Genomic DNA, 24,969 nt, shown 5'->3' with positions numbered 1-24,969 from the left:
GTCACGACCCGTGGCGCGCCGCCGCATGTTCCTCGGCGCGCCAGCGCTGCCGCGAGCGGTACATCGTCGCCAGCGCGATGCGCGCCATCTTCACCCAGCCCGACGGACGCGGATCCGCCAGCATGCTGAGCGCCCGCGCGTAGTCCAGCGTGAGGCCGGGCGTCCAGGCCATCGTGGCGGCGCGCTTGCGCACCTGCGCGGCCACCCATAGCTCGGGCGTCGTCATGATACGCACCAGCGGCCGCCATCCGCCGCCCGTACCCCACACGCGCGCCGATGCCCCTTCGATCGCCGCCTCCAGCGCCCGCGCCACCGTGCTCGAACAGTTGCGATAAGTGAGGTTGTAGGTCGCGTCGCGCCGATACTCGTCCCAGAAACGCGCCAGCCGTTGCGGATCGTAATTGCGGATGCGGACCTGCTGGGTCGAAGGACACCAGGCCGTCGATTCGGTCGCGTAGTCGGGTTGAAAGAGTCCAGGGACATCGTTCTCGCGCGTGGCCCGCAGCGTGCGCGAGAATTCGTTCGGCGAGCGATCGATCTCCACCGCCGGATACAGGCTGATGTACACGCCCTCGGGCGTTTCCAGCGCGGCGTGGCCGGTGGAGATGGTGCCGTTCCTGTCGATGGCTGCAATGTAGCGGTCCACGATCAACTGCCGTTTCGCCTGCGTCTTCGCCGTGCCGACGGGCGTCCACACATGCACGGTCAAGGCCGCTTCGTCGGCCGCGGGCGGGCCGTCGTAGACGGCGTTCGCGAACGAGGGCGTGCTTGTCGGCTTCTGCGTCGCGCGCTGCACGGCGCCTTCGGCGGCCGGGTTCGCCGCCATGCCGCGCACCCGCGATGCGAGCAGGATCATGTTCCAGCCCGCGAAGAACAGTCCGAACGCGACGCAATAGGCCACCGTGCCCGCATAGTGATCCGGATAGGGCTGATAGAAAAAGATTGCAATGGCGATCTCGACGGCGCCGATACCGGCTGCCAGCCGCCAGCGGCGATACCGGACTACGCGCGCGGAGATGATCTGCAACGCGCCATCGACGAGAAACAGCGTGCCGAAGATGAGCGAGAGCGCGAAGTTGCCGTGTTCGCCGCCAATCAGCACGAGCAGCGCCGACAGGCAGAAGGTCGCGCCCTTGACGTAGCGCAGCGTGCGCTGTCCGCCCATGCCGGTCCACGCGACGGCCAGCGTCGCGAGTCCTTCCAGCAGCATCAGCAGCGCGAACGGGATGATCGGGAAGTAGAGCGAGCCGTCGAGCGCATCGGTGAAGATGACGCCGCCCAGCAGGATGCTGAGGAAGCCGAGCGTCAGCAGCGAACGCCAGCGGGAGCGCAGATAGTCGACGCCAAGCAGAATCATCACGAGACGAACCATCGCGTTCCTCCGTCTGATCATTCATGTCCTGTACGGGGCGGCCGCGCGTAGGGCAGGCGCGGCCACTCCTTATATAAGGCATCGAAGGTGCAGGCGGCAAGCGCGGCGAATGCGCAGAGGAAAACGCGTCTTCGATGACGGCGGCAATCGGTTCCGGTTTCGATCGGAAGGGTTCAGCGTGCCTCGGCTGCCGAAGGACGGGTGCCGTCGGCGTTGCCGCAATGGCGCATCAAGCGCGTTGCCGAATTCGTCGACGCGCATCTGGGCCGATATCGCGTCGAGCACCGGCCTCACGCGCATGCATTTTGCCGCGCAGTTCCGGCGCGCGACGGGCATACGCCCGCATGAGTTCCTGTTGCAGAAGCGCGTCGAGTGTGCGCAGGCGCTGTTGCGCACGTCGCGGCACAGCATGCTCGACGTCGCGCCGGGTTGCGGATTCCGCTCGCAGGCGCATTCACGACGGTCCATGGCCGCACCGGCAATCGCCTCAATCCATGGGGCACGTACGATCTTTCAGTTGAACGGCTTGCGGCCGTGAAGCTGATCGAGCGGCAGTCGAAGGCCACCGCCACGATCGAATGGCACGACGTCACGCGTGGCAGCTACGGCGATCCGGTCTATGCGCCGAACTCGCGGCCGGTGCCGTCCAATGCGGGCGCGATGATCCTGGCGTCGGTGCTCGACCAGGCGATGCCGCGATAAGCGCCACGCACGGCTCAGGCGCAAAGGTATGATCCGGCTTTACCTTCGCACGGCCTTGCGATGCTCGCGCTCAAGCTCACGCTGGTTCCGCTGTTCCTGTTGATCGTGTCGATGTCGGGAAGATGGTGGGGCCCGTCCGTTGCGGGATGGCTCGCCGGCTTGCCGGTGGTCGCCGGCCCCATTCTCTGGCTGCTCGTGCTCGCGCATGGACCCGCGTTCGGCGCGCACGCCGCGATCCTTTCTCTTTCCGCGATCTTCGCGTCGGAAGCCTTCAACTTCGCTTATGCGTGGACCTGCCGTTCGCGCGCCTGGCCGGTCGCGTTGAGCGCCGGGCTGGGTGCGTGGTTCGTCTCGGCGTGGGGCTTGTCGATGCTGCCCGCGTCGCCGGTATGGGCTGCGGCGGTGGCGCTGGGCGCGGTCTGCTTCGGGCAGTCGTTCCTGCCGCACAGTGCGGCGGTTGCGGCGGGCGTCCCGCTCGGACGGGGCGACCTGATCGGACGGATGGCCGCCGGCGCCTTGCTGACGCTGGCGGTGACCGCCTTGTCCGACTGGGCCGGCGCCTCGTGGAGCGGGCTGCTCGCGGTGTTTCCGTTGCTGGGGATCGTGTTGTCGGTGTCGTCGCATCGCGCGCATGGACCGGACTTCGTCATCTCGCTGCTGCGCGGGATGGTGCTCGGCCGCTTCTCGTTCGCCGCGTTCTGCCTGCTGCTGTCGTTCTCGCTGACGCGCCAGCCGACGGCGCTCGCTTTCGCGGAGTCGGCGGCGCTGGCGATGCTTGTTCAGGCCTGCACGAAGCGGCTTGCCGTGATGCGCCGGCCGAAGGGCGTTGAAACGGCGGTCGCGGCCGCCGAGTGAGGCCGTCCGACGCAGCCGACGCGAATTAAAGAGGTTCTTACAATTGCCGATATGCGTGGAGCGCTCTACGGAGCGGACAATCTTCACGGCATCGGACCATGCACGACCAACCATCTGGAAATCGAGGCCAGCGGCTGCTTGGCAATCTGCGGCGACTCTTCGGCGGCAATCATTGCAACCCGGCGGATATCCAGTCCGTCGCGGAAGAAAACGATGTCTACCGAGTATCGGCGTTCGTATCCTGGCAGTTCCATCACAGCGTGACGACGCAGTCCTGCGCGGGCAATGCCGCCGTGAAGGGCGGCCATTTCGATTACCGGACCGGTGACTTCCAGGCTCACTTGCAGCGGCTTTTCCAGCAAGCCCAGCGGGACCGCGCCATTCGCGGTCCGTTCATGCAGCGTGTGGACGCCGCGAGGAAGGAGGCGCTGGCATGGTCGAACGCGGCCCAACCTGTCCACGACTTCGGCGCCTGGTCCGTGTTCCGCCAGTGCGGCACCTGTGCCGGACGCGGGCAGGTTCGTTGCGGCGGCTGCGGCGGCGCGGGCAAGAGCACCTGCGGCGGATGCGGAGGCGCGGGCGGCCATAACCGCACCGTCACGCATACGCGCTGGAACGGACGAAACAACGAAACCTGTTCGCAGCACATCAGGGAGCGATGCGTCCGATGCCTGGGCGGCGGACGCGTGGTCTGTACCGGATGTGGCGGATCGGGGCATCGGCAATGCGGTTCATGCGCCGGCCACGGCTTCTTCACCGATGTCTCGCGGGTCCAGGCCGTCGCCCGTCCGGTGTGGAGCGTTCCGGCCGCGACGGGCCTGGCGGGCGATGCGCTCGCCGCGTCGCTGCGTGCCCGAGGGTCCGCCGGCGCGCCGGCACTCGTCGCGCTCGATTTATGCCGGACCGGCTACGACGAGCGCGACAACTGGGTCGTGCAGTACGACGGCACGGCCGAAGTGGTGGCGCTCGAACTGACTGTGCTGAAGCAGCGGTATCGCGTGGCGGCGGCGGGCGCGGTGCCCGTTCCGATCGTCACGCCGCCCGTGTTCGATCAATTGCTGTCGGCGGAAATGGCGCGGCTTGCGGCGGTCGCCACCGGCAAGCGCGGGCAAGCGCAGGTGCAACGGCAGGCCAAAGCGCTGTTCGCCGCGTTTCGGGCGGTTCCGGTGCTGGACGCCGGTCTGCGCGCGGTCGCGAAGCTCGACCGGAAAGGGCCGGTGGAACCCGCGTCCGCCATCGTTGGAGTCGCCGAAGGGTTCATCTCGCCGACGGCCGCCGAGGCCTTCGGCCGCGCAGCCTGCAATGTGCTCGACAAGGTCTCGCCCACGCATTCGCACCTCGCGTGGAGTCTCGTCGCGCTGGTTCCGGCGGGCGCGTCGTTCCTTTATGCGGCCCGCCTGTTCAATCATTTCTCGCTGCATGCGCCGTGGTCGGCGGTGCTTCCGTTCTTCGTGACGCTCATTGGCGCGCTGTGCGCCATGCTGATCGTCTCGCCGGCCGGCTGGCTGCTCAGCAGCCTGGTGAGCTACGCATGGCGGCTGCGGGTACCCCGGGAGTATCGCCAGCGCGTGCGCAACTGGGCGCCGTTGAAGCGGGCCTGCGGCTTCACGATGGCGATGTCGCTGACCGGCGTGATGGTGGGCCTCGGCGGCGCGCTGGGCTGGCTGCCGACCGTGCCACAGGCCGCGCAGGCTGCGACCGGCTTCGTCGTCGGCCACACCGAGCCGGGCTCGATGGCGAACCGCTATCTGATCCGTCTCGCGGCGCCCCGCGCGGATGCGCCCGCCCCGGTGCCGCTGACGCATCGCGAGACCCTGCAGGAAGTGCAGCGCATCCTGATCAGCAGGAAGATCCTGCGCGGCGATGCGGATGGCCGGCCCGGTCCGCGCACGAGCGCCGCCATTTCAGACTATGAGCGCCGCGAGCATTTGCCGCCGACCCTATCGACCGACGAGTTGCTGATGCACATGCGGCGCACGGGCGCAGGCCAATAAAGGCGGCGTGCCAAGACGTCGCCTGCCTCAACCCGCCTTCGCCCATTCGACGGCATCCGCGCCGGCGGGAATGCGCATCGGGCTCGACGGGTCCGTGGCCGCGCGCCACACGCCCTCGGCGACATCGCGCGAATAGGTGACGGTCGGGTCGTTCTCGAAGCGCTCGAACACCGTTTGCGCGAGCTTCGCGTAAGGCTCGGGGAAGCCGCTTTGCATGCGCGTCCGGGCGTTGTCGCCGAACTTCGTTTCAGGCGACCGTCCGGGCAGCACGATCCGCACGCGCACGCCGAACGGTTCCAGCTCCAGCGCGAGCGATTCCGAGAACGCGTTGACCGCCGCCTTGCTGGCCGTATAGACGGACAGCAGATGCAGCGGCCGCAGCGTCACGGTGGAGGTCACATTGACGATCACGCCTGAGCGGCGCTCGCGAAACTGTGGCAGCACGGCTTGCGTCATCGCGATGGTGCCGAGCGTGTTGGTCTCGAAGATCTCGCGCGCCGTGGCCATTGGCGTGGCTTCGACCGCATTGAGAAAGCCGATGCCCGCGTTGTTGACGAGCACGTCGATCGGCCCCGCGCTCGCGATGGCCTGGCTGATGCTGTGCGGATCCGTCACGTCGAGGGCGATGACGCGCAGGCGGTCGGACTTCGGCAGGATGTCTTCGCGCGGCGTGCGCATCGTCGCGATAACGTTCCAGTCCTGCTCCAGGAAATAACGGGCGATTTCGAGGCCGAAACCGGATGAGCATCCGGTGATCAATACGGTGGGCATGGCAAATCCGCAGGTGAGTGAATGAGTTCTCACGATAAGTCGACCAGGCCGGACTTGCTACAATCGAACGTCCAGTTTTCATTCGAGGAAGTCCGGCCATGATCGATCCGTTCGCGGACGTCGTCACCTTGTTGCAGCCGGTCGCGGCGTTCTCGAAGGTAGTGAGCGGCAGTGGCCGGTGGCGCGTGCGGCGCTCGGACGCGCACTTGCCGTTCTACTGCGTGGTGCTCGAAGGCGCGTGCCGTCTCGTGGCCAACGGCCGCGAGCCCGTCACCCTGCAGACCGACGACTTCGTGCTGGTCCCGGAACTGGACGAATTCACGATGTCGAGTCTCGAACCGCCCGAAGCCGACGAAGCCGATGCCGTTCCGGTCGCGCTGGCCGACGGCGGCTTCCGGATCGGCGCGGAAACCGCTCCGCGCGATATCCAGATTCTCGTGGGTCATTGCGTGTTCGGTTCGCCGGATGCGGAGCTGCTGGTTTCCTTGCTGCCGGAACTCGTGCATGTGCGCGGCGAGCGCCGGCTGGCTACGCTCGTCAAGCTCGTCCGGGAAGAATCGCGCGCGCAGCGGCCCGCGCGCGACATGGTGCTCGCGCGCCTGCTGGAAGTGCTGTTGATCGAGGCCTTGCGCTCCACGGGCACGGCGGCATCGCCGGGGCTGGTGCGCGGTCTCGCCGATGCCCGTCTGGCGCAGGCCATCCGGCAGATGCACGAACGTCCCGAGCGTGCCTGGACTGTCGTGGAGCTGGCGCGGGCGGCGGCGCTGTCGCGCTCGGCGTTTTTCGAACGCTTCAGCCGTGCGGTGGGTGTGGCGCCGATGGAATATTTGCTGTCGTGGCGCATGGCGCTGGCGAGGAAGCTGCTGCGCCAGAAGGAAGGCAGTGTCGCGAAGGTGGCGGAGCGCGTGGGGTATGGATCGGCGAGTGCGTTCAGCGTCGCGTTCACGCGTCATGTCGGCGTGCCGCCGACGCACTACGCACAGCAGCACGAGAGGCCGCCGGCAAGCCAGCAGTCCTCTCCGGGAACCTCGGCGTGATCGAGGCGAGGCGGGCCAAGGTTCCGGGAGAGGAGACGGAGCAGTCCGTCCCATCTCGTGCCCGTGCTCTTGTTGCAGCGATGCTCAGAGCTTCATGCCCTGAACCAGGCTGCCGACGGCGGTGAGCGACTTCGTCACGTTGGTCAGGTCGACGTCCGTATGCGTGGAGGCATCCACTTGCGTGACGGGCGCGACATTGGTTTGCGGGCTGGCGAACGACACGCCGCCGAGCTGGCCGTTGGCGTTGATGGCGTTGTTCTGGAACACGCTGCCGCCGACGATGGCGCCCATTTCGGCACGGTCGAGTTCTTTGCTGACGGCGAGGTTGTCGATCTTCAACATGATGGTTCTCCTGAATGGCTGGTTGGGTTGGTTGAGCATCATTCGTTGCGCTCGCAGCTACCTGTGCGAGAGCTGTGCCAGCGATGTGTGGAGAACGTTGAAGTCCTTGTCAGCAAAGGAAAGCGCGGTTTTGGCGAGCTTGCGGGCGCGGCGGATATGTCGGCGTGCGCCCGACGAAGCAGAGAAACCTGTCGGTGCAGCGCCGACTCAGAACTTTTCCACCCATGGCCGCAGTTCCATCTCCCACGTCCACGCGCTGCGATGCTGACGCAGCACATCGATATAGGACTGTGCGATCGCATCGGGATCGAGCATGCTGTCGGGCGCGTCGGCGGCTTCGGGATGCGCGCCGCGCACGCCGCCGTCGATGACGAAGTGCGCGACGTGAATGCCCTTCGGCATCAGTTCGCGTGCGGCGCTTTGCGCAAGACCCCGTAGCGCGAACTTGCCCATCGCGAACGGCGCGGACAGTGCGAAGCCCTTCACGCCGGCGGTCGCGCCGGTCAGCAGGATCGCGCCGTGACCGGCCGGCATCATGCGCCGCGCCGCCTGCTGCACGACATGGAAGGCGCCCAGCGCGGAGACCGCGACGGCCCGTTCCACCGCCGCCGCATCCAGTTCGGCCAGCGGCCCGCGCACGCGGCCGCTGGCGTTGTACACGACGATCTCCGGGGCACCGATGCGCGCTTCAGTCTCGCTGAAGAGCGCGTCGATCTGGCTGGCATCGGCGGCATCGGCGGGCAGGGCGACGGCGCCGGTTTCATCCACCAGCGAGGCCAGCTTGTCGACGTTGCGCGCCGCGATCACGACAGGAATGTTCTCGGCGCGCAGGCGCCGCGTGAGCGAAGCACTGATGCCCGCTCCGGCGCCGACGATCAGCGCACTGCGATAAGGAAAGTCGCTCATGGATGTTTGCTCGAAGGGGTGGGCGCCGAACGATCATAAACGCAAGCCACTTTCCTCGCCCGACGCTCAGGCAGACTGTTCCAGGTAACGCGCCTGATCGAGATCGGACAGCAGCGTCGGCCCTGTGGGTTGCCAGCCGAGTCGAGCTTGTGTCTGCGCGCTGGAGGCGGGCATGTCGAGGGCCATGAACATTGCCATCCAGCCGAAGTGATCCTGTGCTTCGGCGGGCGTGATCGATACGACCGGCAGCTGCATGCCGCGCCCGAGCGACTCCATGATGTCGCGCGCGCTGACGCCTTCCTCGCCGACCGCGTGATAACGCGCACCGCGTTCGGCCTTCTCGATGGCGAGCCGGTACAAGCGCGCGACATCCGAACGATGCCCCGCCGGCCAGCGATTGGCGCCGTCGCCCACATACGCGCATACGCCTTTCTCGCGCGCGATGCCGATGAGCGGCGTGATGAGCCCTTGGCGGAATGGATCGTGGACCTGCGGCAGCCGTACAACCGACACGTTGATGCCCTGATCGAGCAACGCCTGCCCCGCGATCTCCGACGCGATGCGCGGATTCGGGTGCTTCAGGTTGACGATGTCCTCGCTTGCCAGTCCACCCTGTTCGCCGATGCCGATCCCCGTGCCCGACGTGATGACGAGCGGCCGGTCCGAGCCCGCGAGCGCTTCGCCGAGCGCGGCGATCGCGCGCTTGTCCTTCTCGCAGTTCTCGACGAAGCGCGAGAAGTCGTGGTCGAAGGCGGTGTGGATGACGGCGTCGGCGTCGGCTGCGCCGTCGCGGAGGCTGGCGGGGTTTTCGAGCGTGCCGTGGTGTACATCGGCGCCGGCATCCTTGAGGGCTTGCGCGCCGGCATCGGAACGCGTCATGCCGATGACTCGATGACCCGCCGCGATGAGTTCGGGAACGAGCGCCGAGCCGATGAAACCGGTCGCGCCGGTCAGAAAGATTCGCATGGTGTGGTTCTCCTTGATCGAACCCATGCACTATCCTGCGTTTTCTTATCCCGTTAAAGTAGTGACGACATCATGGTAAACCGACTAACCCCTTGAACACACCGCGCTCACTCGGCGATTTCCTGCGAAGCCGGCGCACGCGTCTCGATCCGGCCAGCTTCGGCTTCACGGGCCGCCGCCGTACGCCCGGACTGCGCCGCGAAGAGGTGGCGCAGCGTGCCAACATCAGCCCCACCTGGTACACGTGGCTCGAACAGGGACGCGGCGGCGCGCCTTCGCCGGACGTGCTGGAACGTATCGCCGGCGCGTTGTTGCTGACCGATACCGAACGCGAGCACCTGTTCATGCTCGGCCTCGGCAGGCCGCCGGAAGTCCGCTATCAAAGCGTGGAAGGCGTGAATCCGCGCTTGCAGCGCCTGCTCGACTCGCTCGAAGCCAGTCCGGCGCTCATCAAGACAGCCACGTGGGATGTGGTGGCGTGGAACCGCGCGGCGGCCGTTGTGCTGACCGACTACGGCGCATTGCCGCCGGGCCAGCGCAATATCCTGAAGTTCCTGTTCCGCCATCCCGCCGTGCGCGCGAAGCAGCACGACTGGGAGAACGTCGCGCGCTTTGTCGTCGGCGCGTTTCGGGCGGACGTGGCGCGCGCGGGGATCGTGTCGGAAGCCGCTGATCTCGTCGATGAACTGTGCAGCGCCAGTCCCGAGTTCGAAGCCCTGTGGCGCGACAACGATGTGCTCGGTCATTCGGACGTGCATGCCATCAAGCGCCTGCAGCATCCGCTGCTCGGTCCCGTCGAACTCGAGTATTCGGCCTTCGCGGTCGATGGCCGGCCTGACCTCGGCATGATCGTCTATACGCCGCTCGATGCCGAAGTGGCCGGGCGTATCAAGACGCTGGCGGCGGGCGAGCAAGCAAGGTCCGCGTAGATCGCGCAATCGGCACGGCCTACTGCAAACATCGTTCCCGCATGCAGGGCGGCTTGCGCAGTACCATGACTGCCCGATCTTGTTCACGGCACTTGCAAGGCCAGGGATCAGGAATAGCGGTTGCATCGATGCCTGGCCGGGCGCATGCCCTCATGTAAGGAAACCGAACATGGCTCATCTGTGCGACGTTTGCGCCGCGCGTCCCGCCACGGTGCGGCTGGCCGTCTTGCGCAACGGGCAGCGGCATGTCATCGACGTATGCGACTTTCACTATGCCCAGCTGACACGGCATCAGCGTGCGCTCTCGCCGTTGGAATCGCTGTTTCTCGGTGGCGCGCCGGAGCAGCCTGACCCATCCGGCGCAGCCATGCCGCCCCCGTCCGCCGATGCAGCGCCAACCCCCAGCGCCCGGCGCAACGAAGCCGAAGGCGCGAACATCGACCGCTATTTCAGCGACGGCGCGAAAGAGATGCTGATGCGCGCGGCCGAGCGCGCCGTGCAATCCGGATGTTCACAGGTCGATACGGAACACCTGCTCTACGAACTCGCGAACAATGCGGTGATCGAGTCGCTGATGAAGAGCCTCGGGCTCGATCCCGCGCAGATCCGCGCCTATATCGATGCCAACGCGCCAGGCTGCTACGGCACGTCGCCGCCGCCGGCGGACGGCATGATCGGCGTGTCGCCGCGTCTGAAGAGCGCGCTCGACCGCGCGTTGCTCGCGTCGCGGCAACTGCGGCACAGCTATGTCGCGCCGGAGCATTTGCTGATTGGTCTCGCCGACGTGCCCGACAGCTTCGCCGGGCAACTGCTCGGCAAGCTCGGCGTCGATCCGCAGGCGCTCAGGCAGCAGACCGCGCAGACGGTCGGCGCGGGCGCACCGCCGCGCGGCGGCGATACGCCGCCTTCGCGTACGCCGAATCTCGACAAGTTCAGCCGCGACCTCACCGCACTCGCGCGCGAAGGACATCTGGATCCGGTGATCGGGCGCGCACGCGAGATCGAGACGATGGTCGAAGTGCTCGCGCGCCGCCGCAAGAACAATCCGGTGCTGATCGGCGAACCGGGCGTCGGCAAGACGGCGGTGGTCGAGGGGCTGGCGCAGCGCATGGTGAACGGCGACGTGCCCGAGTCGCTGCGCGAGAAACGGCTCGTCGAACTGAACGTGAATTCGATGGTCGCGGGTGCGAAGTTTCGCGGCGAGTTCGAGGAGCGCGTGAAGCAGGTCGTCGATGAAATCGGCGCGAATCGCGACACGCTGCTGCTGTTCGTCGACGAGGTGCATACGATCGTCGGCGCGGGGCAGGGCGGCGGCGAAGGCGGGCTCGACATCGCCAATGTCTTCAAGCCGGCCATGGCGCGCGGCGAGCTGAACCTGATCGGCGCAACCACGCTCGCCGAGTACCAGAAGCACATCGAGAAGGACGCGGCGCTCGAACGGCGCTTTCAGCCGGTGCTGGTGGCGGAGCCGACCGTCGCGCAGACCATCAACATCCTGCGCGGCCTGCGCGACCGTCTCGAAGCGCATCACAAGGTGACCATCCAGGACGATGCGATCGTCGGTGCGGCGGAGTTGTCGGACCGTTACATCACCGGACGCTTCCTGCCCGACAAGGCGATCGATCTCGTCGATCAGGCCGCCGCGCGCGTCAATCTCTCGGCCACTTCACGTCCTGCCGAAATCCTCGAACTGGAAGCGGAGCACGCGCAGTTGCGGCGCGAGCAGGACTACGCGGCATCGCGCAAGCAGTTCGACCGCGCGCATGCGCTCGACAGCGAACTCGAACAGAAGCAAAAGGAACTCGACGAAGCCACCGACACGTGGAAGAAGCGTGTCGGCACGAATACGTCGACGGTGACGGTCGCGCAGATCGCGGAGATCGTCGCGACGCTCACGGGCATTCCGGTCGCGCAACTGACCGAGGAAGAGCGCGCGCGCCTGTTGCAGATGGAAGAGCGTCTACACAAGCGCGTGATCGGCCAGGACGAAGCGGTCGAGGCCGTGTCCGACGCCGTGCGCCGCGCGCGTACCGGTTTGCAAGGGCGCAATCGGCCGATCGCCGTGTTCCTGTTCCTCGGGCCGACGGGCGTCGGCAAGACCGAGCTGGCGAAGGCGCTCGCGGAAGTCGTGTTCGGCGACGAAGACGCGATGCTGCGCGTCGACATGAGCGAGTACATGGAGCGCCATGCGGTGTCGCGGCTGATCGGCTCGCCGCCGGGCTATGTGGGCTATGACGAAGGCGGCCAGCTGACCGAGCGCGTGCGTCGCCGGCCTTACAGCGTGATCCTGCTCGACGAGATCGAGAAGGCGCATCCGGATGTCTACAACGTGCTGCTGCAAGTGTTCGACGACGGACGCCTCACCGATGGCAAGGGCCGCGTCGTCGACTTCAGCAACACGCTGATCATCGCGACGAGCAATCTCGGTTCCGATGTGATTGCCGGTCAGAAGCGCGGCGTGCTGGGCTTCACGAGCACGGCGTCGGATGCGGATGCTTCGTTGCAAAGCGGCGTGATGAAGGTGTTGCAACAGCACTTCAGGCCGGAGTTCCTGAACCGGATCGATGACATCATCCTGTTCAAGTCCCTTGGCCGCGACGAAGTGCGGCAGATCGTGCGCTTGATGCTCGATCAGGTGCAACGTCTCGCGCATAGCCAGGACATCGCGCTCGAGTTCGACGAATCCGTCGTCGATCATCTCGCGGAAGTCGGTTATCGGCCCGAGTTCGGCGCGCGTGAGTTGCGCAGGCAGATTCGTCAGTCGATCGAGAACCAGCTCGCGAGGGAAATGCTTGGCGGCGAGGTCGGCGAAGGCGCGAAGGTGCGCTGCCGCTATGACGAGAGCAGGAAGAAGCTGGCGTTCGACGTGACGCGCGCCGGTCTCGCCAACCAGCCGGGCGAAGGCACGCCGCCTACGCCTTGATCTCATGCTGGCATGCGTCATTGTTCGCATGCCAGCACAGCCCGTGCAACGTTGCATGGATTATTCGAACGCACTCGAATGGCTATCCTGTGGATTCACTTCACAGGGAGGTCATCCATGTCTGCCAGCAAGATCGCGATCGTGACCGGCGCAAGCCGCGGGCTCGGTCGGAACACGGTGCTCAATCTCGCGCGACGCGGCGTCGATTGCATCTTTACCTATCACAGCAATCGCGCGGAAGCGGACAAGGTGCTGGCGCTCGTCGCCGAGACGGGCAGCAAGGCGGCCGCGCTGCAACTCGATACCGGCAAGGTCGCGGCGTTCGACGCCTTCACGAATGATGTGCGCCGCACGCTCGCCGGATGGCAGGCCGAACGCTTCGACTATCTCGTCAACAATGCGGGCACGTCGCATCACAACAGCATCGGGAAGACGACGGAAGCCGAACTCGACGCGCTCTATGACGTCCACTTCAAGGGCGTGTTCTTTCTCACGCAGAAGCTGCTTCCGCTCATCAACGACGGCGGCCGGATCGTCAATATCTCGTCGGGCCTCACGCGCATCATCATTCCGGAGAGCGCGGCCTATGGCTCGCTGAAAGGCGCGGTGGAAGTGCTCACCAAATACATGGCGAAGGAACTGGCGCCACGCCGCATCGCGGTCAACGTGGTGGCGCCGGGCGCGATCCAGACCGACTTCAGCGGCGGCATCGTGCGCGACAACCCCGAGGTCAACCGGCGCGTCACCGAGATGACGGCGCTCGGCCGCCCGGGCCTGCCCGACGACATCGGACCGATGATCGCGTCGCTGCTGTCGGAGGACAGTCGCTGGATCAATGCGCAGCGCATCGAGGTATCGGGCGGCATGGCGATCTGACGTCATGGCTGCGGCTGTCCGCCGTCGGTAAGGACGGTCGCCACCTTCGCGATCTCCCGCGCGCCTTCTTCCACCGGGCGCTTGAAGTCTTCCGTCCATTCGCCAGACATGAAGGCCGCGCGCCGCGCCGAGCCGTTCATCGCACGACCCCGTCTTGCCTTTTGCACGCGATTCTGCGAATGTGATCGCCGCTGTATCCGCATAAACATAACGAGCGGGATATCGCGCGCACTGCGCTGCACGACGGGCGTCGATCCGCTGACCGGAGGGAGTACCGACAATGACGCTTTCCCCTGTTCTGAAGCGGCTGGCATCGCCGCTCATCCTGCTCAGCCTGCTTCCGTTCGCAGCCGCTTCCTGCGGCGGCGGTGACGACGATACGCCGCCGCCGAAGACCGTACTGTCGGTTTCCGGCGACGTCACGACGCAGACCCAGTTCACACTGGCGCAGATCCAGGCTCAGCCCGCGACGACTCAAACCGTGTCCTTCGGCAGCGGCACGGGTCAGCAGACGCATGTGTACACCGGAGCGAGCCTCTGGAGCATGCTGAACCAGATCGGCATCACGACGAACGCGGCGGTCAAGAACGATGTGCTCGCGAAGTACGTGATCGCGACCGGCAGCGACAACTACCGCGCGCTGTTCGCGATGGGCGAGCTGAGCCCGGACTTCGGCAATCGCGGCAATCAGGTGGTGTATGCGGAGACGATCAACGGCACGAGCGCCGCGTTGTCCTCGACCGACGGCCCGCTGCGCGTCACCGCGCCGGGCGACGTGAAGGGCGGCCGCTACGTGTCGAACCTTGTGACGCTCAAGGTGGGCACGGCGGTGTCGGCGGTTCACGTCGCGGGCGGCGGGACCACGACGCAGTTCCAGTTGTCCGGCGCGGTGGCGACGCCGGCAAGCTTCGATCTCGCCGCGCTTCAGGCGCTTCCCGCGGTGACGCGCACGGTCGGCACGACGACCTACACGGGCGTGAGCCTGTGGAATCTGCTGAATGCGGCGGACATCCAGGCCAGTTCGACGATCAAGAACGATCTGCTGGGTTTCTACCTGATCGCGACGGGCAGCGATGGTTATCGCGTGATCCTGTCGCTGGCCGAGCTGTCGCCCGATTTCGGCAATCAGCCGGACATCGTCGCGTATGAGATGAACGGTGCGCCCTTGACGACGACCGGTTTCGCGCGGCTCGTCATTCCCGGCGATGGCAAGGCGGGCCGCTACGTATCGAATCTGCTCGCGCTGGAAGTGGTATCGGCGCCGCGCTGAGCGACGCCGCGTCCGGCGAGGGAAGGATCCCCGAATCCTTCGCTCGCCGGATTGCGTGCTTCAGATCTTCATGCCTTGAATCAGGCTGCCCACCGAAGAGACCGACTTCGTGATGTTCTTCAGGTCGACGTCCGTGTGCGTCGAGGCATCCACTTGCGTCACGGGCGCGACGTTGGTCTGCGGGCTCGCGAAAGAGACGCCGCCGGCCTCGAGGTTGGCGTTGACGCCGTTGTTCTGGAAAACGCTGCCGCCGACGATGGCTTCCATCTCTTCACGGGCGAGGTCTTTGCTGACAGCGAGGTTGTCGATCTTCATGGTGAATCTCCTGGGTTCCGGTTGGGTGGGGAGCGCGTGTCGTTGCGCTCGCGACATTCATTGCGAGAGCCGTGCCAGGAGACGTTTCGCGGGCGTGAAGATCGTGCAAGCCGTTGATGAGAAAGGGAAAGGCGGTACTCGGCGGTACCCGCCACGAGTCTCGTCATGCGGCGAGGTGTTGGCGGCGACAGAACGGGCGCGCGTGGCGCGTTGCAGCCGATCCAACAGTGCGCGCCCACGGGCCGCGTGAAGAACGAATCAGCGATTCACTTCAAGTTTGACGTTTGCCTGCCGTTAACAGTCGCACGGAAAAGTCTTTCGGGCACATCAGGCACGCGACAGCATGCATGTCGATCTCATTACCATCTATCTGCTTGCCATCGGCACGCTCCTCGCCAGTTGCGGGATGACGCTGTGGGAACGCCGCGGTCATGCCGGACGCAGGCAGGAGCTGGCCACGCTGGCCGCCGGCTACGCGACGCTCGCCGCCGGCTGCGCGGCCGTCGCCGTGCGCCACGCGCTGCCCGGCGCCATCGGATCGGCGCTGAGCAACCTCATCATGGTCTCGGGCTATCTGCTGCTGCTGCGCGGCGTCGCCATCATGAACGGCCGGCGTCATGGGGCGTTGTCCATCGGCGTGCTGGCCGGCGTGGCGCTCGCGTGGGTCATCGCCGGCGTGCGCTGGGAAGTGCCGATGTGGAACTACGTCAGCGCCATCCCGATTGCTTTCGCCAGCGGCATGACCGCCCGCGAACTGCTGCGCGGCGATCGCGCCCGGCGCCTGCAGTCGCGCGATATCGCGGCGTTCGTCGCGGGCTTTCACGGGCTCTTCTATGCCGCACGCGCGCTGATCCTGCCGTGGCTGGCAGCGTCGCTCGGGCCGGGCATGCTGTCGGCGATCGCCAAGGCGACGATGTACGAAGGCGTGCTCTATTCCGTCATTCTGCCGATGACCCTGCTGCGCTTCGTGCGCGACGAGGCGCATGGTGAATTGCTGAAGGAATCGCGGACGGATTACCTGACGGGGCTCGGCAACCGCCGCTGGTTCTTCGAGGAAGGCATGCGCATTATCCGGCGCGCGGATGCACGACAGCCGGTCTGCCTGATCGCGCTCGATCTCGATAACTTCAAGGCCATCAACGACCGCCACGGTCATGAAACGGGCGACGCCGTGCTCAAGACCTTCGCGTCGATCGCGCAGGACGCGCTGGGGCCCGAGGCGATTTTTGCGCGCATCGGCGGCGAGGAATTTGCCGCGCTGCTGCCGGGACGCGACTGCAATCGCGCCCGCGCGACGGCGGAAGCCGTGGTCCGGCGTTTCGCGCAAGCGGGCACGCCCGGCGGGGCGGGGGTGGAGATCCGCGCGACCGTGAGCATCGGTCTGGCGCAATGCGGCACGGCCGGCGCTGCATTGACCGATCTGCTGACCATCGCCGACCGCGCGTTGTACCGGGCGAAGTCGCTCGGCGGCAACCGGGTGGAACTCGCGCAACCCGCGGCGCGTTCTCAAGCGCCGCGCGACAGCGTGGCCTGCTGATCTCTTCTAGCGCCGGGCCGAAGCACGCGTCCCCAGCCAGACCAATCCGATAGCCCCTGCCGCCAGCGCCGCCGCCGCGATCCACAGCGCGGCCGAGAACGAACCCGTGTGCTCGGCGATAGGCGCCGCGACCAGCGGCCCGACGATCTGCCCCAATCCATACGAAGCAGTGGCATAGCCCATCAATCCGGCGGCCGCATCGCCGCGCAGGCGGCGCGCCTCGCGCATCGCGAACAAAGTGATCGCGGTAAACGGAAACCCCAGCAGCAGACTGCCGATGCCGAATCCGAGCGCGGTAGGAAAGACGATCCCCGACGCGATGCCCAGCGCCTGAATCAGATACAACCCGGCCGACAGCAGACGGTTGTCCCAAGACAGCGGCAGGCGCGCGGCGAGCAGTGCGCCGGCGATCAGCGCGAGTCCGAAGGCTGGCCAGAACAAGTCGGGCCACGCTGAACCGGGCAAGGCTTGCCGGGCGATGACGGGCAGGAAGGTCGCCGAGATGATGTAGCCGAACCCGGCGAGTCCATAAAGGCCGATCAATCCGATCGAATCGGCGCGCGCTACGCCGGTCTCGCTGCCGCCGTGATGCGTCGCGCGGCCATGCGCGGCCGATGCCTGCCGCGTGAAGGTCTTCCAGACGGCCAGGCCGGCCAGCGCCGAGCACACCGCGAAGCCATCCCACACCCACGGCGCCGGCACGGCGAGCGCAGCGGCACCTGCACCGAGCAGTCCGGTTGCGACGATCCCGACACCCGGCCCGGCATAGATCACGCCGCCGTAGCCGTGCGCGTCGAGTTCCGCGAGCCGCCGCAGGCCCCATTGCGATGCAAACACGAACGCCCACGCGCTGACGACGCCCGCCGCGAAGCGGATCGCCGTCCAGAGCCAGAACAGATGAACGACGCCCATCGCGAGGGTCAGCAGGATGGTCGCGGCGAGCGCGAACCGCACCATGCGGGCGTGATCGATGCGAATCGCCGCGCAGGACAGCGCGCCGATCAGATAACCCGCGTAGTTGGCCGACGCGAGCCAGCCGCCGTGCCGGATGTCGAGCGCGCCGCTGTGGAGCATCAGCGGCAGCAACGGCGTGAACGCGAAGCGCCCGACGCCCAGCGCAACGGCCAGCACCACGGCGCAGGCAAGCGCGGCATCGCGGGCGGGTTGAGCGGAGGCGGACGAGACGGGCAGCGGCGATGCCATGAGCATGAAAGTCAGAGCGAGGGTCTGCTGATCCTACCTTGACCTATCCATCTTGAAAAATGAATAATCGAGATGGAATCAATCTTCAGGAAAGATCATGGATCTGGCTGCGCTCACCATCTTTCGGGCGGTCGTCCGCGAAAACGGCGTGACGCGCGCCGCGCTCAAGCTGAACCGCGTGCAATCGAACGTGACGACGCGCATTCGCCAGCTGGAGGAAACGCTCGGCACGGAGTTGTTCGTCCGCGATGGCCGGCGCCTCGTGCTGACGCCCGCCGGCGAGACCTTGCTGCCCTACGCCGAACGCCTGCTCGCGCTGGCCGAGGAAGCGCGTCATGCGATCAGCGAGAACCGGCCGCAAGGACGCTTGCGCCTGGGCACGATGGAAAGCACGGCGGCGAGCCGTCTGCCGCGCGTGCTCGCGGCGTATCACCGGCGCTGGCCGCAGGTGACGCTGGAACTGGCGACCGGCGTCACGCGCGCGCTGATCGAAAGCGTGCGCACCTTCGACGTGGATGCGGCGGTGATGGCGCGGCCGATCGAACCGGACGCGCTCGGCGCCGGGCAGTTCGACACCGTGCCGGTGTTCCGCGAAGAACTGACGCTGGTCACGCCGCGCGGACAGGATCCGACAGCCCTGGCGCAGGAGCCGGCCGGCCTCACGCTGGTAGCGTTCGAACGCGGCTGCGCCTATCGCTCCTATGCGATGCGCTGGTACGAGCAGCAGGGCATCCGTCCTGCGCGGGTGCTGGAACTGGCCTCGTACCACGCGATCATCGCGTGCGTGGCGGCGGGCGCGGGCGTCGCGGTGGCGCCGCGCTCGGTGCTGGAACTGGCGCGTCTCGACGATGACGTCGATGTCCATCCGCTCGGCGAACTGGGGCAGGTGGATACGCTGCTGGTCTGGCGCAAGGGCCATTACTCAGCGGCGCTCGACGCGCTCCGCGACCTGCTCCTCGATGGCGCGTGAATCACGCCCGCTTTTTCAGCCGGCCGCCGTGCTCAGCGCGACCACCGCCCGCAGCGCGCCGCTCACCATGTTCTCGACCACCGGCTCGACCTGTTGCGCCACCTCGGGCCGATACTCGAACGGCGCGGCCTCGTTCATGTAGGTCGACTGGCACATCTCCAGCTGGACCGCGTGCACGCCGTCCTGGGGCGCGCCGAAGTGCCGCGTGATATAGCCGCCCTTGAAGCGGCCGTTGGCGATCCACGTGAACGGACCCGCCGCAGCCGCGCGTTCCACTTCCTGCTGCACCGAAGCCGCCGCCGTGCGTCCGTCCTGCGTGCCGATGTTGAGATCAGGCAGCTTGTCGTCGAAGAGACGCGGCAGCACGCTCGCGATGGAATGCGCTTCCCACAGCAGCACGTTCGCATGCCGCTCGCGCAGACGCTTCAATTCGGCGCGCAGGGTGTCGTGATACGGCTGCCAGTACGCCGCGACGCGCCGCTGCTTCTCGGCGGCATCGGGCACGCAGCCTTCGCGATACACCGGCTCGCCGCGAAAGGTCAGGTCGGGGCACAGGCCAGTCGTCGTCTGTCCGGGATACAGGCTTTCGTCGCTCGGCGGCCGGTTCAGGTCGATCACATAGCGCGACAGGCGCGCGCCCAGAATCGTCGCGCCGAGCGTCCGGGCGAAGCTGTAAAGGCGGTCGAGATGCCAGTCGGTATCCGCGACCGTCAGCGCGACGTCGGTGTACTGGCTGCGCAGTGAGTCCGGAATCTGCGTGCCGAGGTGCGGGATGGAGATGAGCAGCGGCGCATCGCCGCGTTCGAGAGAAAAGAGATCGTTCATGAGCTTGCGTCCTGGGTTGGCCGACGTTCAGGCGTCGGCAAGCAGTTGCGAGAGCGCCCGGCGATAGTCCGCGTAGTGCCGCGCTTCGTCCCGATGACGACGCTCGCGAACCACGCATTCTCCACCGACGAAAACATCGCGCACCGGCGTTTCGCCATGTTCGCAGAAGACCACGGAAGAGAGCCACGTCGCGGGCGTTTGTTCCGCGAGATTCGGATGATTGGCGTCGAGCACGAGCCAGTCGGCGCGCGCGCCGGCTTCGAGCTTGCCGGTGGTGCGGCCCGTTGCGCGGGCGCCGCCTTCGAGCGCGCCGTGGAACAGCCGGTCCGCGACCTGCGCCGTGTCCGGCGACGCGAGCACGTTGCGCTGCCGCCGCTGGAGCCGCTGGCCGTATTCGAGCAGACGCAGTTCCGCGCGCCAGTCCACGCCGATATGACTGTCCGAGCCGACGCCGAACGCGCCCTGTGCGTCGAGATATTCCGCGACGGGGAAGAAGCCGTCGCCGAGATTCGCCTCGGTCGTGAGGCACAGCCCGGTGATCGCGCCGCTGCGGGCGAGCGCGAGCGTTTCGCCGGCATCGACGTGCGTGGCATGCACGAGACACCAGCGTGGGTTGACGTCGAAGTGATCGAGCAGCCATTGCACCGGGCGCGCGCCGAGCGCCGCCACTGATGCGTCCACTTCCGCCGTCTGCTCCGCGATATGGATATGCACGGGCGCGCCGGGCGACATGGCGTCGAGGCCCTCGAGCAACGCGCGCAACGAAGCCTCCGACACCGCCCGCAACGAGTGCGGCGCGACACCGTAACGCAGCGCGCCGTCTTCCGGACGCGCCGTGCGCAGGCTGCGCAGCAGGTCGAGATAGCCTTCCGTGGAATTGATGAAGCGGCGCTGGTCGGCGCGCGGCGGCTGCGCATCGAAGCCGCCTTGCTGATAGAGCACGGGCAGCATCGTCATGCCGATGCCGGTCTCGCGCGCCGCATCCACGACGCGCAGCGCCAGTTCCGCCGGTTGCGCGTACTGCGTGCCGTCTTCGGCGTGATGCACGTAGTGGAACTCGCAAACGGACGTGTAGCCCGCCTTGAGCATCTCGACATAGAGCCAGCGCGCAATGGCGCCGAGCGTCTCGGGCGTGATGCGCAGCGCGAAGCGGTACATCAGGTCGCGCCAGCTCCAGAAGCTGTCGGCGGGGTTCGCGCGATACTCGGTGAGGCCCGCCATCGCGCGCTGGAACGCGTGCGAATGCAGGTTCGGCATGCCGGGCACGACCGGTCCTGCCGCGCGCGCCGCGTTCGCGGGTATCTCGCGCGTGTCGGGCGTCACGGCGACGAGCGTACCCGCGTCATTCCACTCCAGCAGCACGTTGGTGCGCCAGCCGTCCGGCAGCAGCGCGTGCGCCGCAAAAAGCATTGAGTTCGATGAGTTCATGATCGGACTTGGGTTTCGAGCGACGCGCACAGCAACGCGCCGTCGCCCTGCATCCCGACTTCGATGGCGCGCGCGTCTTCGATGCGCAGCGTGTCCATCTTCGTCAGACTGATATGCGTCTCGCCGACGCGCACGTCGAGCGTGCCGCGCGCGCAGTGCAGCAGCACGGTGTCGCCGCGCACGACGCGCGTGCCCGGCGCGTGCCAGATATCCACCGATGCGCGCGCGGCATCGCGTTGCGTCATCAGGTTGAACACGCGGACGGGGCCGTCGGTGAGCTGCGCGTCGATGGGTGTTTCGCCCGCGAACCGGGCCAGCTCCAACGCCTGCCCGACGACCTGTTCGCCGAGCACGAGACCCGCGCCGTCGAGCAATACGAGCACACGATCGATGCCGTCGAAGCGCGAGAAGGGCCCGGGCCGGTCGATATCCGCGACACTCGCGCGCCACGCCTGGGCCTGCGCTGCGACTTCGCGCGTGATGCCGCCGCCGTTCTTCCAGGGTGAGGCGACGAGCGCGTCGCCGCGTATCAGAGCGAGGTTCATGCGCGCGTCAGCACGGCTTGCAGGAACGAACGCGTGCGCGGCTGCGTGGGCGTCGAGAAGATCTGCGCGGGCGGACCCGCCTCGACGATCTCGCCGCCGTCCATCACGACGACGACATCCGCCACTTCCTTCGCAAAGCCCATTTCATGCGTGACGACGAGCATCGTCATGCCTTCGGCGGCGAGCAGCTTCATCACTTGCAGCACTTCGCCGACGAGTTCCGGATCGAGCGCCGACGTGGGTTCGTCGAACAGCATGACGCGCGGCTGCATGGCCAGCGCGCGGGCAATCGCGACGCGCTGCTTCTGTCCGCCCGAGAGACTTGCGGGCATCGCATGCGCTTTGTGTTCGAGGCCGACCTTCTTGAGCAGCGCGAGCGCGGCGGTGTCGGCATCGGCTTTCGACATGTCGCGCAGCATGCGCGGGCCGACCGTGATGTTGTGCAGCACCGAAAGATGCGGGAACAGATTGAACGACTGGAACACCATGCCGACTTCGGTGCGCAACGCGTTGAGCGGGCGCTCCTTGAGCATCGTGCCGTGATCGACGAGCCGATGCCCGCAGATGTCGATAGTGCCGCGTTCCGGCTGTTCGAGGCCGTTGCAGCAGCGCAGGAAGGTGCTCTTGCCGGAACCGCTCGGCCCGATCACGACGACGACCTGGCTCGGCTGGATATCGAAGTCGATGCCGTTCAGGACGCGATGCGTGCCGAAGGACTTGGTGAGTTCGCGGATGCTGACGATGGGTTGAGCGCTGTTCATTGCACCATGCCTCCTGCGCGCAGCCGACGCTCGACGCGATGAAGAATGTAGTTGGTCGTCTGGGTGAGCACGAGATAGACGAGCGCGATCACGATATACACCTCCAGCGACCGGTAAGAGACGCTGATGATCTTCTGTCCTTCGTGCATCAGGTCGTGGATGGTCAGCAGCGACACCAGCGCCGAGTTCTTGATCAGCGCGATGAACTCGTTGCCGAGCGGCGGAATCATGCGCACGATGGCCTGCGGCAGGATGATCGCGCGCATCGCCTGTCCGGACGACATGCCGATGGAGCGCGCCGCTTCCGTCTGGCCGCGGTCCACCGACTGAATCGCGCCGCGCACGATCTCCGACACATACGCTGCCGAATACAGCCCGAGGCCGAGCATGCCGCACACGAACGCGGGCAGCAGGATATCGAACTGCGGCAGGCCGAAAAACAGCAGGAACAACTGCACGAGCAGCGGCGTGCCGCGGAAGAAGATCAGATAGCCGGTGCAGAAGCCGTAGACCAGCCGGCGCTGCGGCGCCAGCCGGCCGATGCCGATCAGAAGCCCGAGCAGGCACGACAGCACGAGCGCGGCGGCGGTCACTTCCACCGTGACCAGCGCGCCGTGCGCGATGTCGGCCCAGCCGGCGAAGGCGGGAGTGAAGTCGAGTTGCATGGGTCAGGTCCGTCGGCTTACTTGGCGCTGGCGGTCGTGGCAGTGGTGCTGAACCACTTCTTGACGATGGCGTCGTAGGTGCCGTCGGCCTTGATCTTGGCGAGCGCGGCATTCATCTGGTCGCGCAGTTGCGGCTCGTCCTTGCGCACGGCGATGCCATACGCTTCCGTGGTCAGCTCCTTGTCGAGCACGCGGAAACCGGGGCGGGTGCGCACGAACTGGAATGCGGCGGGCTTGCCCGTGACGGCGGCGTCCGCGCGGCCGATGCCGACGAGATCGAACATTTCCTGGTTCTTTTCCACTTCCACGCGCTGCACCTGCGGATAGTTGTCGCGCAGGAAGTTCACGGACTTCGTGCCCACCTGAACCGTCACCTTCTTGCCGTTGAGATCGGCGAGGGTCTTGATCGGCGAATCGGCCTTCACCAGCGCCGAGAGGCCGCCCGCGAAGTAAGACTGCGTGAAGTCGACGACCTGCGAGCGTTCCGGCGTGATGTAGATGCCGGAGATGGCGGCATCGAAACGGCGCGCGACGAGACCCGGAATCAGCCCCTTGAAGTCGATGTCGGTCCACTGGACCGTCTTGCCCATTGCCTTCGCCAGCGCGTTCATGATGTCGATGTCGAAGCCGGTGCGCTGGCCCTTGTCGACGAATTCCATCGGCGGGAAGGTGGCGTCGGTGGCGACGTTCAGCACCTTCGAGTCTTCGGCGGCGGCGCTGCCGGGCAGCACGGCGGCCATGATCGCAAAGCCGAGGCTCGCGGCGGTAAAGAGGTTCTTGAGTTTCATCGTGTGGGCTCCGGGTGTGGTTCGGTCGTGGTTTTGAAGCGGTCAGGTGGACTGCAATTGGGTGCTAATGGCGTTGGCGGTGCGCACGGTCCAGTCGGCGAGTTGCTGTTCGCGGCCGGCGGCGCGCGAGGAGGGCGCCATCAGCGTGATCGACGCAGCCGCGCCGCCGCCGCTGCCGCGCGTCGGACGCCGGAAGACGGGCGCGCTGACGCCCCACACGCCGATATCGATCTCGCTGTCGCTGACCGCGTAGCCGCGGGACCGGATGGCGTCGAGTTCGGCTTCGAGGGCGGCGCGCGCGGCGGGGTTGTCGGCGAACTGGCGTTCGAGGCTTTCGGCGCGGGTCTTGTCGGCCATGAAGGCGAGCAGCGATTTCGCCGATGCCCCCGCACGCAGCGGCACGGCGCGGCCTTTCTCGAAGGAGCAGCGCAGCGAGTGCGTGCTCTCGATCATTTCGAGGCAGATCACCTGGTCGTTCACGGCGACGATGAGACCGACGCTTTCCTGCGTTGCGCGGGAGAGTTGCAGCATGCTGTCGCGGCTGGCTTCGACGAGCATCGAGTTGACGTCGAAGCCGAGCGCGAGCTGGAGACTGATGGGGCCGGGCGCGTAGTAGCCGGCGTCTTCGGAGACGAAGCCCCAGCGCTTGAGCAGCGCGACTTGCCGGTAGAGCGTGCTTTGCGCGAGACCGGTGGCGCCGAGCATGTCCTTCACGGACATGGCCTTGCCGTGGCTGGCGAGTGCGCTCAGCACGAGCAGCAGGCGCTCGGCCCCAATGACGCTGGATTCCTTGTTCACGATTTTGGTCGTTGCTTGAAGCGATGTCGATGGACAGAGAATGCCATGCGGCTCCCGCTGGACAAAAATCGGTTTCTCGGTGGGTGGGAAATTTAGATTTAGGGTTTACGCTTATCCGGACAGCAAAAAAGAAAGGGGGGGGGGGCGCGGGGGGGGGCCCCGCCTTGGGTGCAGGCGCGGGGGGGGGGGGG

At 66.6% G+C, this 24,969-nt stretch carries 25 protein-coding genes and 1 pseudogene; 11 read left to right on the top strand and 15 right to left on the bottom strand.

Annotated features, from left to right (window positions below; genetic code table 11):
- Position 1 precedes the first annotated feature (1 nt).
- Positions 2–1,372 carry a DUF308 domain-containing protein gene (locus QCE64_RS25970; protein WP_309924541.1) on the bottom strand — a complete coding sequence of 457 codons (1,371 nt, stop codon included), beginning with the start codon at positions 1,370–1,372 and terminating at the stop codon, positions 2–4.
- Positions 1,373–1,570: 198 nt separating this feature from the next.
- Between QCE64_RS25970 and QCE64_RS25965 the strand changes: the two are divergent.
- The 4 genes and pseudogenes from QCE64_RS25965 to QCE64_RS25950 form a co-directional block, all read left to right on the top strand.
- Positions 1,571–1,826, top strand: a pseudogene (locus QCE64_RS25965) (helix-turn-helix domain-containing protein); the annotation flags it as partial.
- Complete coding sequence (locus QCE64_RS25960; RefSeq protein ID WP_310006986.1) at positions 1,802–2,074, top strand: hypothetical protein; 273 nt, start codon at positions 1,802–1,804, stop codon at positions 2,072–2,074. The pseudogene QCE64_RS25965 and the gene QCE64_RS25960, both read left to right, overlap by 25 nt.
- A 60-nt stretch (positions 2,075–2,134) precedes the next feature.
- Entirely contained in the window at positions 2,135–2,929 is a 795-nt protein-coding gene (locus tag QCE64_RS25955; RefSeq protein ID WP_310006985.1) for a hypothetical protein, read from the top strand.
- A 98-nt stretch (positions 2,930–3,027) separates the two neighbouring features.
- A complete protein-coding gene (locus QCE64_RS25950) occupies positions 3,028–4,923 on the top strand; it encodes a hypothetical protein (RefSeq protein WP_309933810.1) in 1,896 nt (631 codons plus the stop codon).
- A 27-nt stretch (positions 4,924–4,950) separates the two neighbouring features.
- Here the strand turns inward: QCE64_RS25950 and QCE64_RS25945 are convergent, their stop codons facing one another.
- Positions 4,951–5,694 carry an SDR family oxidoreductase gene (locus tag QCE64_RS25945; RefSeq protein WP_309924534.1) on the bottom strand — a complete coding sequence of 248 codons (744 nt, stop codon included), beginning with the start codon at positions 5,692–5,694 and terminating at the stop codon, positions 4,951–4,953.
- Positions 5,695–5,792: 98 nt separating this feature from the next.
- On the opposite strand from QCE64_RS25945, the gene QCE64_RS25940 reads away from it, so the two are divergent.
- The gene (locus QCE64_RS25940) at positions 5,793–6,731 is read left to right on the top strand and encodes an AraC family transcriptional regulator (RefSeq protein ID WP_309924532.1); all 939 of its coding nucleotides are present in this window, start codon (positions 5,793–5,795) and stop codon (positions 6,729–6,731) included.
- Positions 6,732–6,815: 84 nt separating this feature from the next.
- On the opposite strand, the gene QCE64_RS25935 is transcribed toward QCE64_RS25940, so the two are convergent.
- From QCE64_RS25935 to QCE64_RS25925, 3 genes are all read right to left on the bottom strand, one after another.
- Complete coding sequence (locus tag QCE64_RS25935) at positions 6,816–7,073, bottom strand: hypothetical protein (protein ID WP_309924530.1); 258 nt, start codon at positions 7,071–7,073, stop codon at positions 6,816–6,818.
- A 207-nt stretch (positions 7,074–7,280) separates the two neighbouring features.
- Positions 7,281–7,979, bottom strand: a complete 699-nt coding sequence (locus QCE64_RS25930) for an SDR family NAD(P)-dependent oxidoreductase (protein ID WP_309924527.1) — start codon at positions 7,977–7,979, stop codon at positions 7,281–7,283.
- 66 nt (positions 7,980–8,045) lie between these two features.
- Positions 8,046–8,945: an SDR family oxidoreductase gene (locus QCE64_RS25925; protein ID WP_310006983.1), complete on the bottom strand. Its 900-nt coding sequence runs from the start codon at positions 8,943–8,945 to the stop codon at positions 8,046–8,048.
- A 92-nt stretch (positions 8,946–9,037) separates the two neighbouring features.
- Here QCE64_RS25925 and QCE64_RS25920 point away from each other — a divergent pair, with 92 nt between their 5' ends.
- From QCE64_RS25920 to QCE64_RS25910, 3 genes are all read left to right on the top strand, one after another.
- Positions 9,038–9,874, top strand: a complete 837-nt coding sequence (locus QCE64_RS25920; protein ID WP_309924522.1) for a helix-turn-helix transcriptional regulator — start codon at positions 9,038–9,040, stop codon at positions 9,872–9,874.
- 169 nt (positions 9,875–10,043) lie between these two features.
- A complete protein-coding gene (locus QCE64_RS25915; RefSeq protein ID WP_310006981.1) occupies positions 10,044–12,797 on the top strand; it encodes an ATP-dependent Clp protease ATP-binding subunit in 2,754 nt (917 codons plus the stop codon).
- 117 nt (positions 12,798–12,914) lie between these two features.
- A complete protein-coding gene (locus QCE64_RS25910) occupies positions 12,915–13,673 on the top strand; it encodes an SDR family oxidoreductase (RefSeq protein WP_310006979.1) in 759 nt (252 codons plus the stop codon).
- Between the two features lie 2 nt (positions 13,674–13,675).
- On the opposite strand, the gene QCE64_RS25905 is transcribed toward QCE64_RS25910, so the two are convergent.
- Complete coding sequence (locus QCE64_RS25905) at positions 13,676–13,813, bottom strand: hypothetical protein (RefSeq protein WP_310006977.1); 138 nt, start codon at positions 13,811–13,813, stop codon at positions 13,676–13,678.
- A 140-nt stretch (positions 13,814–13,953) separates the two neighbouring features.
- Between QCE64_RS25905 and QCE64_RS25900 the strand changes: the two genes are divergently transcribed.
- The gene (locus QCE64_RS25900; RefSeq protein ID WP_310006975.1) at positions 13,954–14,943 is read left to right on the top strand and encodes a molybdopterin-dependent oxidoreductase; all 990 of its coding nucleotides are present in this window, start codon (positions 13,954–13,956) and stop codon (positions 14,941–14,943) included.
- A gap of 60 nt (positions 14,944–15,003) precedes the next feature.
- On the opposite strand, the gene QCE64_RS25895 is transcribed toward QCE64_RS25900, so the two are convergent.
- The gene (locus QCE64_RS25895; protein ID WP_309817314.1) at positions 15,004–15,258 is read right to left on the bottom strand and encodes a hypothetical protein; all 255 of its coding nucleotides are present in this window, start codon (positions 15,256–15,258) and stop codon (positions 15,004–15,006) included.
- A 343-nt stretch (positions 15,259–15,601) separates the two neighbouring features.
- Between QCE64_RS25895 and QCE64_RS25890 the strand changes: the two genes are divergently transcribed.
- Positions 15,602–16,795, top strand: a complete 1,194-nt coding sequence (locus QCE64_RS25890) for a GGDEF domain-containing protein (RefSeq protein ID WP_310006973.1) — start codon at positions 15,602–15,604, stop codon at positions 16,793–16,795.
- 6 nt (positions 16,796–16,801) lie between these two features.
- On the opposite strand, the gene QCE64_RS25885 is transcribed toward QCE64_RS25890, so the two are convergent.
- Complete coding sequence (locus QCE64_RS25885) at positions 16,802–17,998, bottom strand: YbfB/YjiJ family MFS transporter (RefSeq protein WP_404987467.1); 1,197 nt, start codon at positions 17,996–17,998, stop codon at positions 16,802–16,804.
- 97 nt (positions 17,999–18,095) lie between these two features.
- On the opposite strand from QCE64_RS25885, the gene QCE64_RS25880 reads away from it, so the two are divergent.
- Complete coding sequence (locus tag QCE64_RS25880) at positions 18,096–18,968, top strand: LysR substrate-binding domain-containing protein (RefSeq protein WP_309924508.1); 873 nt, start codon at positions 18,096–18,098, stop codon at positions 18,966–18,968.
- A 15-nt stretch (positions 18,969–18,983) separates the two neighbouring features.
- Here QCE64_RS25880 and hutG read toward each other — a convergent pair whose 3' ends face one another.
- From hutG to QCE64_RS25845, 7 genes are read right to left on the bottom strand one after another with little or no spacing between them, the layout of a single operon-like run.
- Positions 18,984–19,793, bottom strand: a complete 810-nt coding sequence (gene hutG, locus QCE64_RS25875) for an N-formylglutamate deformylase (protein WP_309924505.1) — start codon at positions 19,791–19,793, stop codon at positions 18,984–18,986.
- Between the two features lie 27 nt (positions 19,794–19,820).
- Positions 19,821–21,221 (bottom strand): formimidoylglutamate deiminase, encoded by a 1,401-nt coding sequence (locus tag QCE64_RS25870; RefSeq protein WP_310006969.1) that lies wholly within the window; start codon positions 21,219–21,221, stop codon positions 19,821–19,823.
- Complete coding sequence (locus QCE64_RS25865; RefSeq protein WP_309924500.1) at positions 21,218–21,766, bottom strand: HutD family protein; 549 nt, start codon at positions 21,764–21,766, stop codon at positions 21,218–21,220. Before QCE64_RS25865 ends, QCE64_RS25870 begins: the two co-directional genes overlap by 4 nt.
- The gene (locus QCE64_RS25860) at positions 21,763–22,527 is read right to left on the bottom strand and encodes an amino acid ABC transporter ATP-binding protein (RefSeq protein ID WP_310006967.1); all 765 of its coding nucleotides are present in this window, start codon (positions 22,525–22,527) and stop codon (positions 21,763–21,765) included. The genes QCE64_RS25865 and QCE64_RS25860 overlap by 4 nt, the downstream gene beginning before the upstream one ends.
- Positions 22,524–23,192 carry an amino acid ABC transporter permease gene (locus QCE64_RS25855; protein WP_309817295.1) on the bottom strand — a complete coding sequence of 223 codons (669 nt, stop codon included), beginning with the start codon at positions 23,190–23,192 and terminating at the stop codon, positions 22,524–22,526. The genes QCE64_RS25860 and QCE64_RS25855 overlap by 4 nt, the downstream gene beginning before the upstream one ends.
- Positions 23,193–23,209: 17 nt before the next feature.
- The gene (locus QCE64_RS25850; RefSeq protein WP_309924496.1) at positions 23,210–23,980 is read right to left on the bottom strand and encodes a transporter substrate-binding domain-containing protein; all 771 of its coding nucleotides are present in this window, start codon (positions 23,978–23,980) and stop codon (positions 23,210–23,212) included.
- A gap of 42 nt (positions 23,981–24,022) precedes the next feature.
- Positions 24,023–24,778: an IclR family transcriptional regulator gene (locus QCE64_RS25845; protein ID WP_309933791.1), complete on the bottom strand. Its 756-nt coding sequence runs from the start codon at positions 24,776–24,778 to the stop codon at positions 24,023–24,025.
- Positions 24,779–24,969: the final 191 nt, after the last annotated feature.

Source organism: Caballeronia sp. LZ043 (genome assembly GCF_031451075.1).
GTDB lineage: Bacteria > Pseudomonadota > Gammaproteobacteria > Burkholderiales > Burkholderiaceae > Caballeronia.
This window is presented reverse-complemented; position numbering and strand designations above follow the sequence as displayed.

Bases quoted from the DNA above. Each gene is read 5' to 3' on its own strand.
- QCE64_RS25945 (WP_309924534.1), bottom strand. From the start codon at position 5,694: ATGCCCACCGTATTGATCACCGGATGCTCATCCGGTTTCGGCCTCGAA.
- QCE64_RS25890 (WP_310006973.1), top strand. From the start codon at position 15,602: ATGCATGTCGATCTCATTACCATCTATCTGCTTGCCATCGGCACGCTC.
- QCE64_RS25850 (WP_309924496.1), bottom strand. From the start codon at position 23,980: ATGAAACTCAAGAACCTCTTTACCGCCGCGAGCCTCGGCTTTGCGATC.
- QCE64_RS25855 (WP_309817295.1), bottom strand. From the start codon at position 23,192: ATGCAACTCGACTTCACTCCCGCCTTCGCCGGCTGGGCCGACATCGCG.
- QCE64_RS25910 (WP_310006979.1), top strand. From the start codon at position 12,915: ATGTCTGCCAGCAAGATCGCGATCGTGACCGGCGCAAGCCGCGGGCTC.
- QCE64_RS25950 (WP_309933810.1), top strand. From the start codon at position 3,028: ATGCACGACCAACCATCTGGAAATCGAGGCCAGCGGCTGCTTGGCAAT.
- QCE64_RS25955 (WP_310006985.1), top strand. From the start codon at position 2,135: ATGCTCGCGCTCAAGCTCACGCTGGTTCCGCTGTTCCTGTTGATCGTG.
- QCE64_RS25905 (WP_310006977.1), bottom strand. From the start codon at position 13,813: ATGAACGGCTCGGCGCGGCGCGCGGCCTTCATGTCTGGCGAATGGACG.
- QCE64_RS25880 (WP_309924508.1), top strand. From the start codon at position 18,096: ATGGATCTGGCTGCGCTCACCATCTTTCGGGCGGTCGTCCGCGAAAAC.
- QCE64_RS25865 (WP_309924500.1), bottom strand. From the start codon at position 21,766: ATGAACCTCGCTCTGATACGCGGCGACGCGCTCGTCGCCTCACCCTGG.
- QCE64_RS25895 (WP_309817314.1), bottom strand. From the start codon at position 15,258: ATGAAGATCGACAACCTCGCTGTCAGCAAAGACCTCGCCCGTGAAGAG.
- QCE64_RS25900 (WP_310006975.1), top strand. From the start codon at position 13,954: ATGACGCTTTCCCCTGTTCTGAAGCGGCTGGCATCGCCGCTCATCCTG.
- QCE64_RS25935 (WP_309924530.1), bottom strand. From the start codon at position 7,073: ATGTTGAAGATCGACAACCTCGCCGTCAGCAAAGAACTCGACCGTGCC.
- QCE64_RS25885 (WP_404987467.1), bottom strand. From the start codon at position 17,998: ATGGCATCGCCGCTGCCCGTCTCGTCCGCCTCCGCTCAACCCGCCCGC.
- QCE64_RS25940 (WP_309924532.1), top strand. From the start codon at position 5,793: ATGATCGATCCGTTCGCGGACGTCGTCACCTTGTTGCAGCCGGTCGCG.
- QCE64_RS25860 (WP_310006967.1), bottom strand. From the start codon at position 22,527: ATGAACAGCGCTCAACCCATCGTCAGCATCCGCGAACTCACCAAGTCC.
- QCE64_RS25970 (WP_309924541.1), bottom strand. From the start codon at position 1,372: ATGGTTCGTCTCGTGATGATTCTGCTTGGCGTCGACTATCTGCGCTCC.
- hutG (WP_309924505.1), bottom strand. From the start codon at position 19,793: ATGAACGATCTCTTTTCTCTCGAACGCGGCGATGCGCCGCTGCTCATC.
- QCE64_RS25915 (WP_310006981.1), top strand. From the start codon at position 10,044: ATGGCTCATCTGTGCGACGTTTGCGCCGCGCGTCCCGCCACGGTGCGG.
- QCE64_RS25930 (WP_309924527.1), bottom strand. From the start codon at position 7,979: ATGAGCGACTTTCCTTATCGCAGTGCGCTGATCGTCGGCGCCGGAGCG.
- QCE64_RS25870 (WP_310006969.1), bottom strand. From the start codon at position 21,221: ATGAACTCATCGAACTCAATGCTTTTTGCGGCGCACGCGCTGCTGCCG.
- QCE64_RS25925 (WP_310006983.1), bottom strand. From the start codon at position 8,945: ATGCGAATCTTTCTGACCGGCGCGACCGGTTTCATCGGCTCGGCGCTC.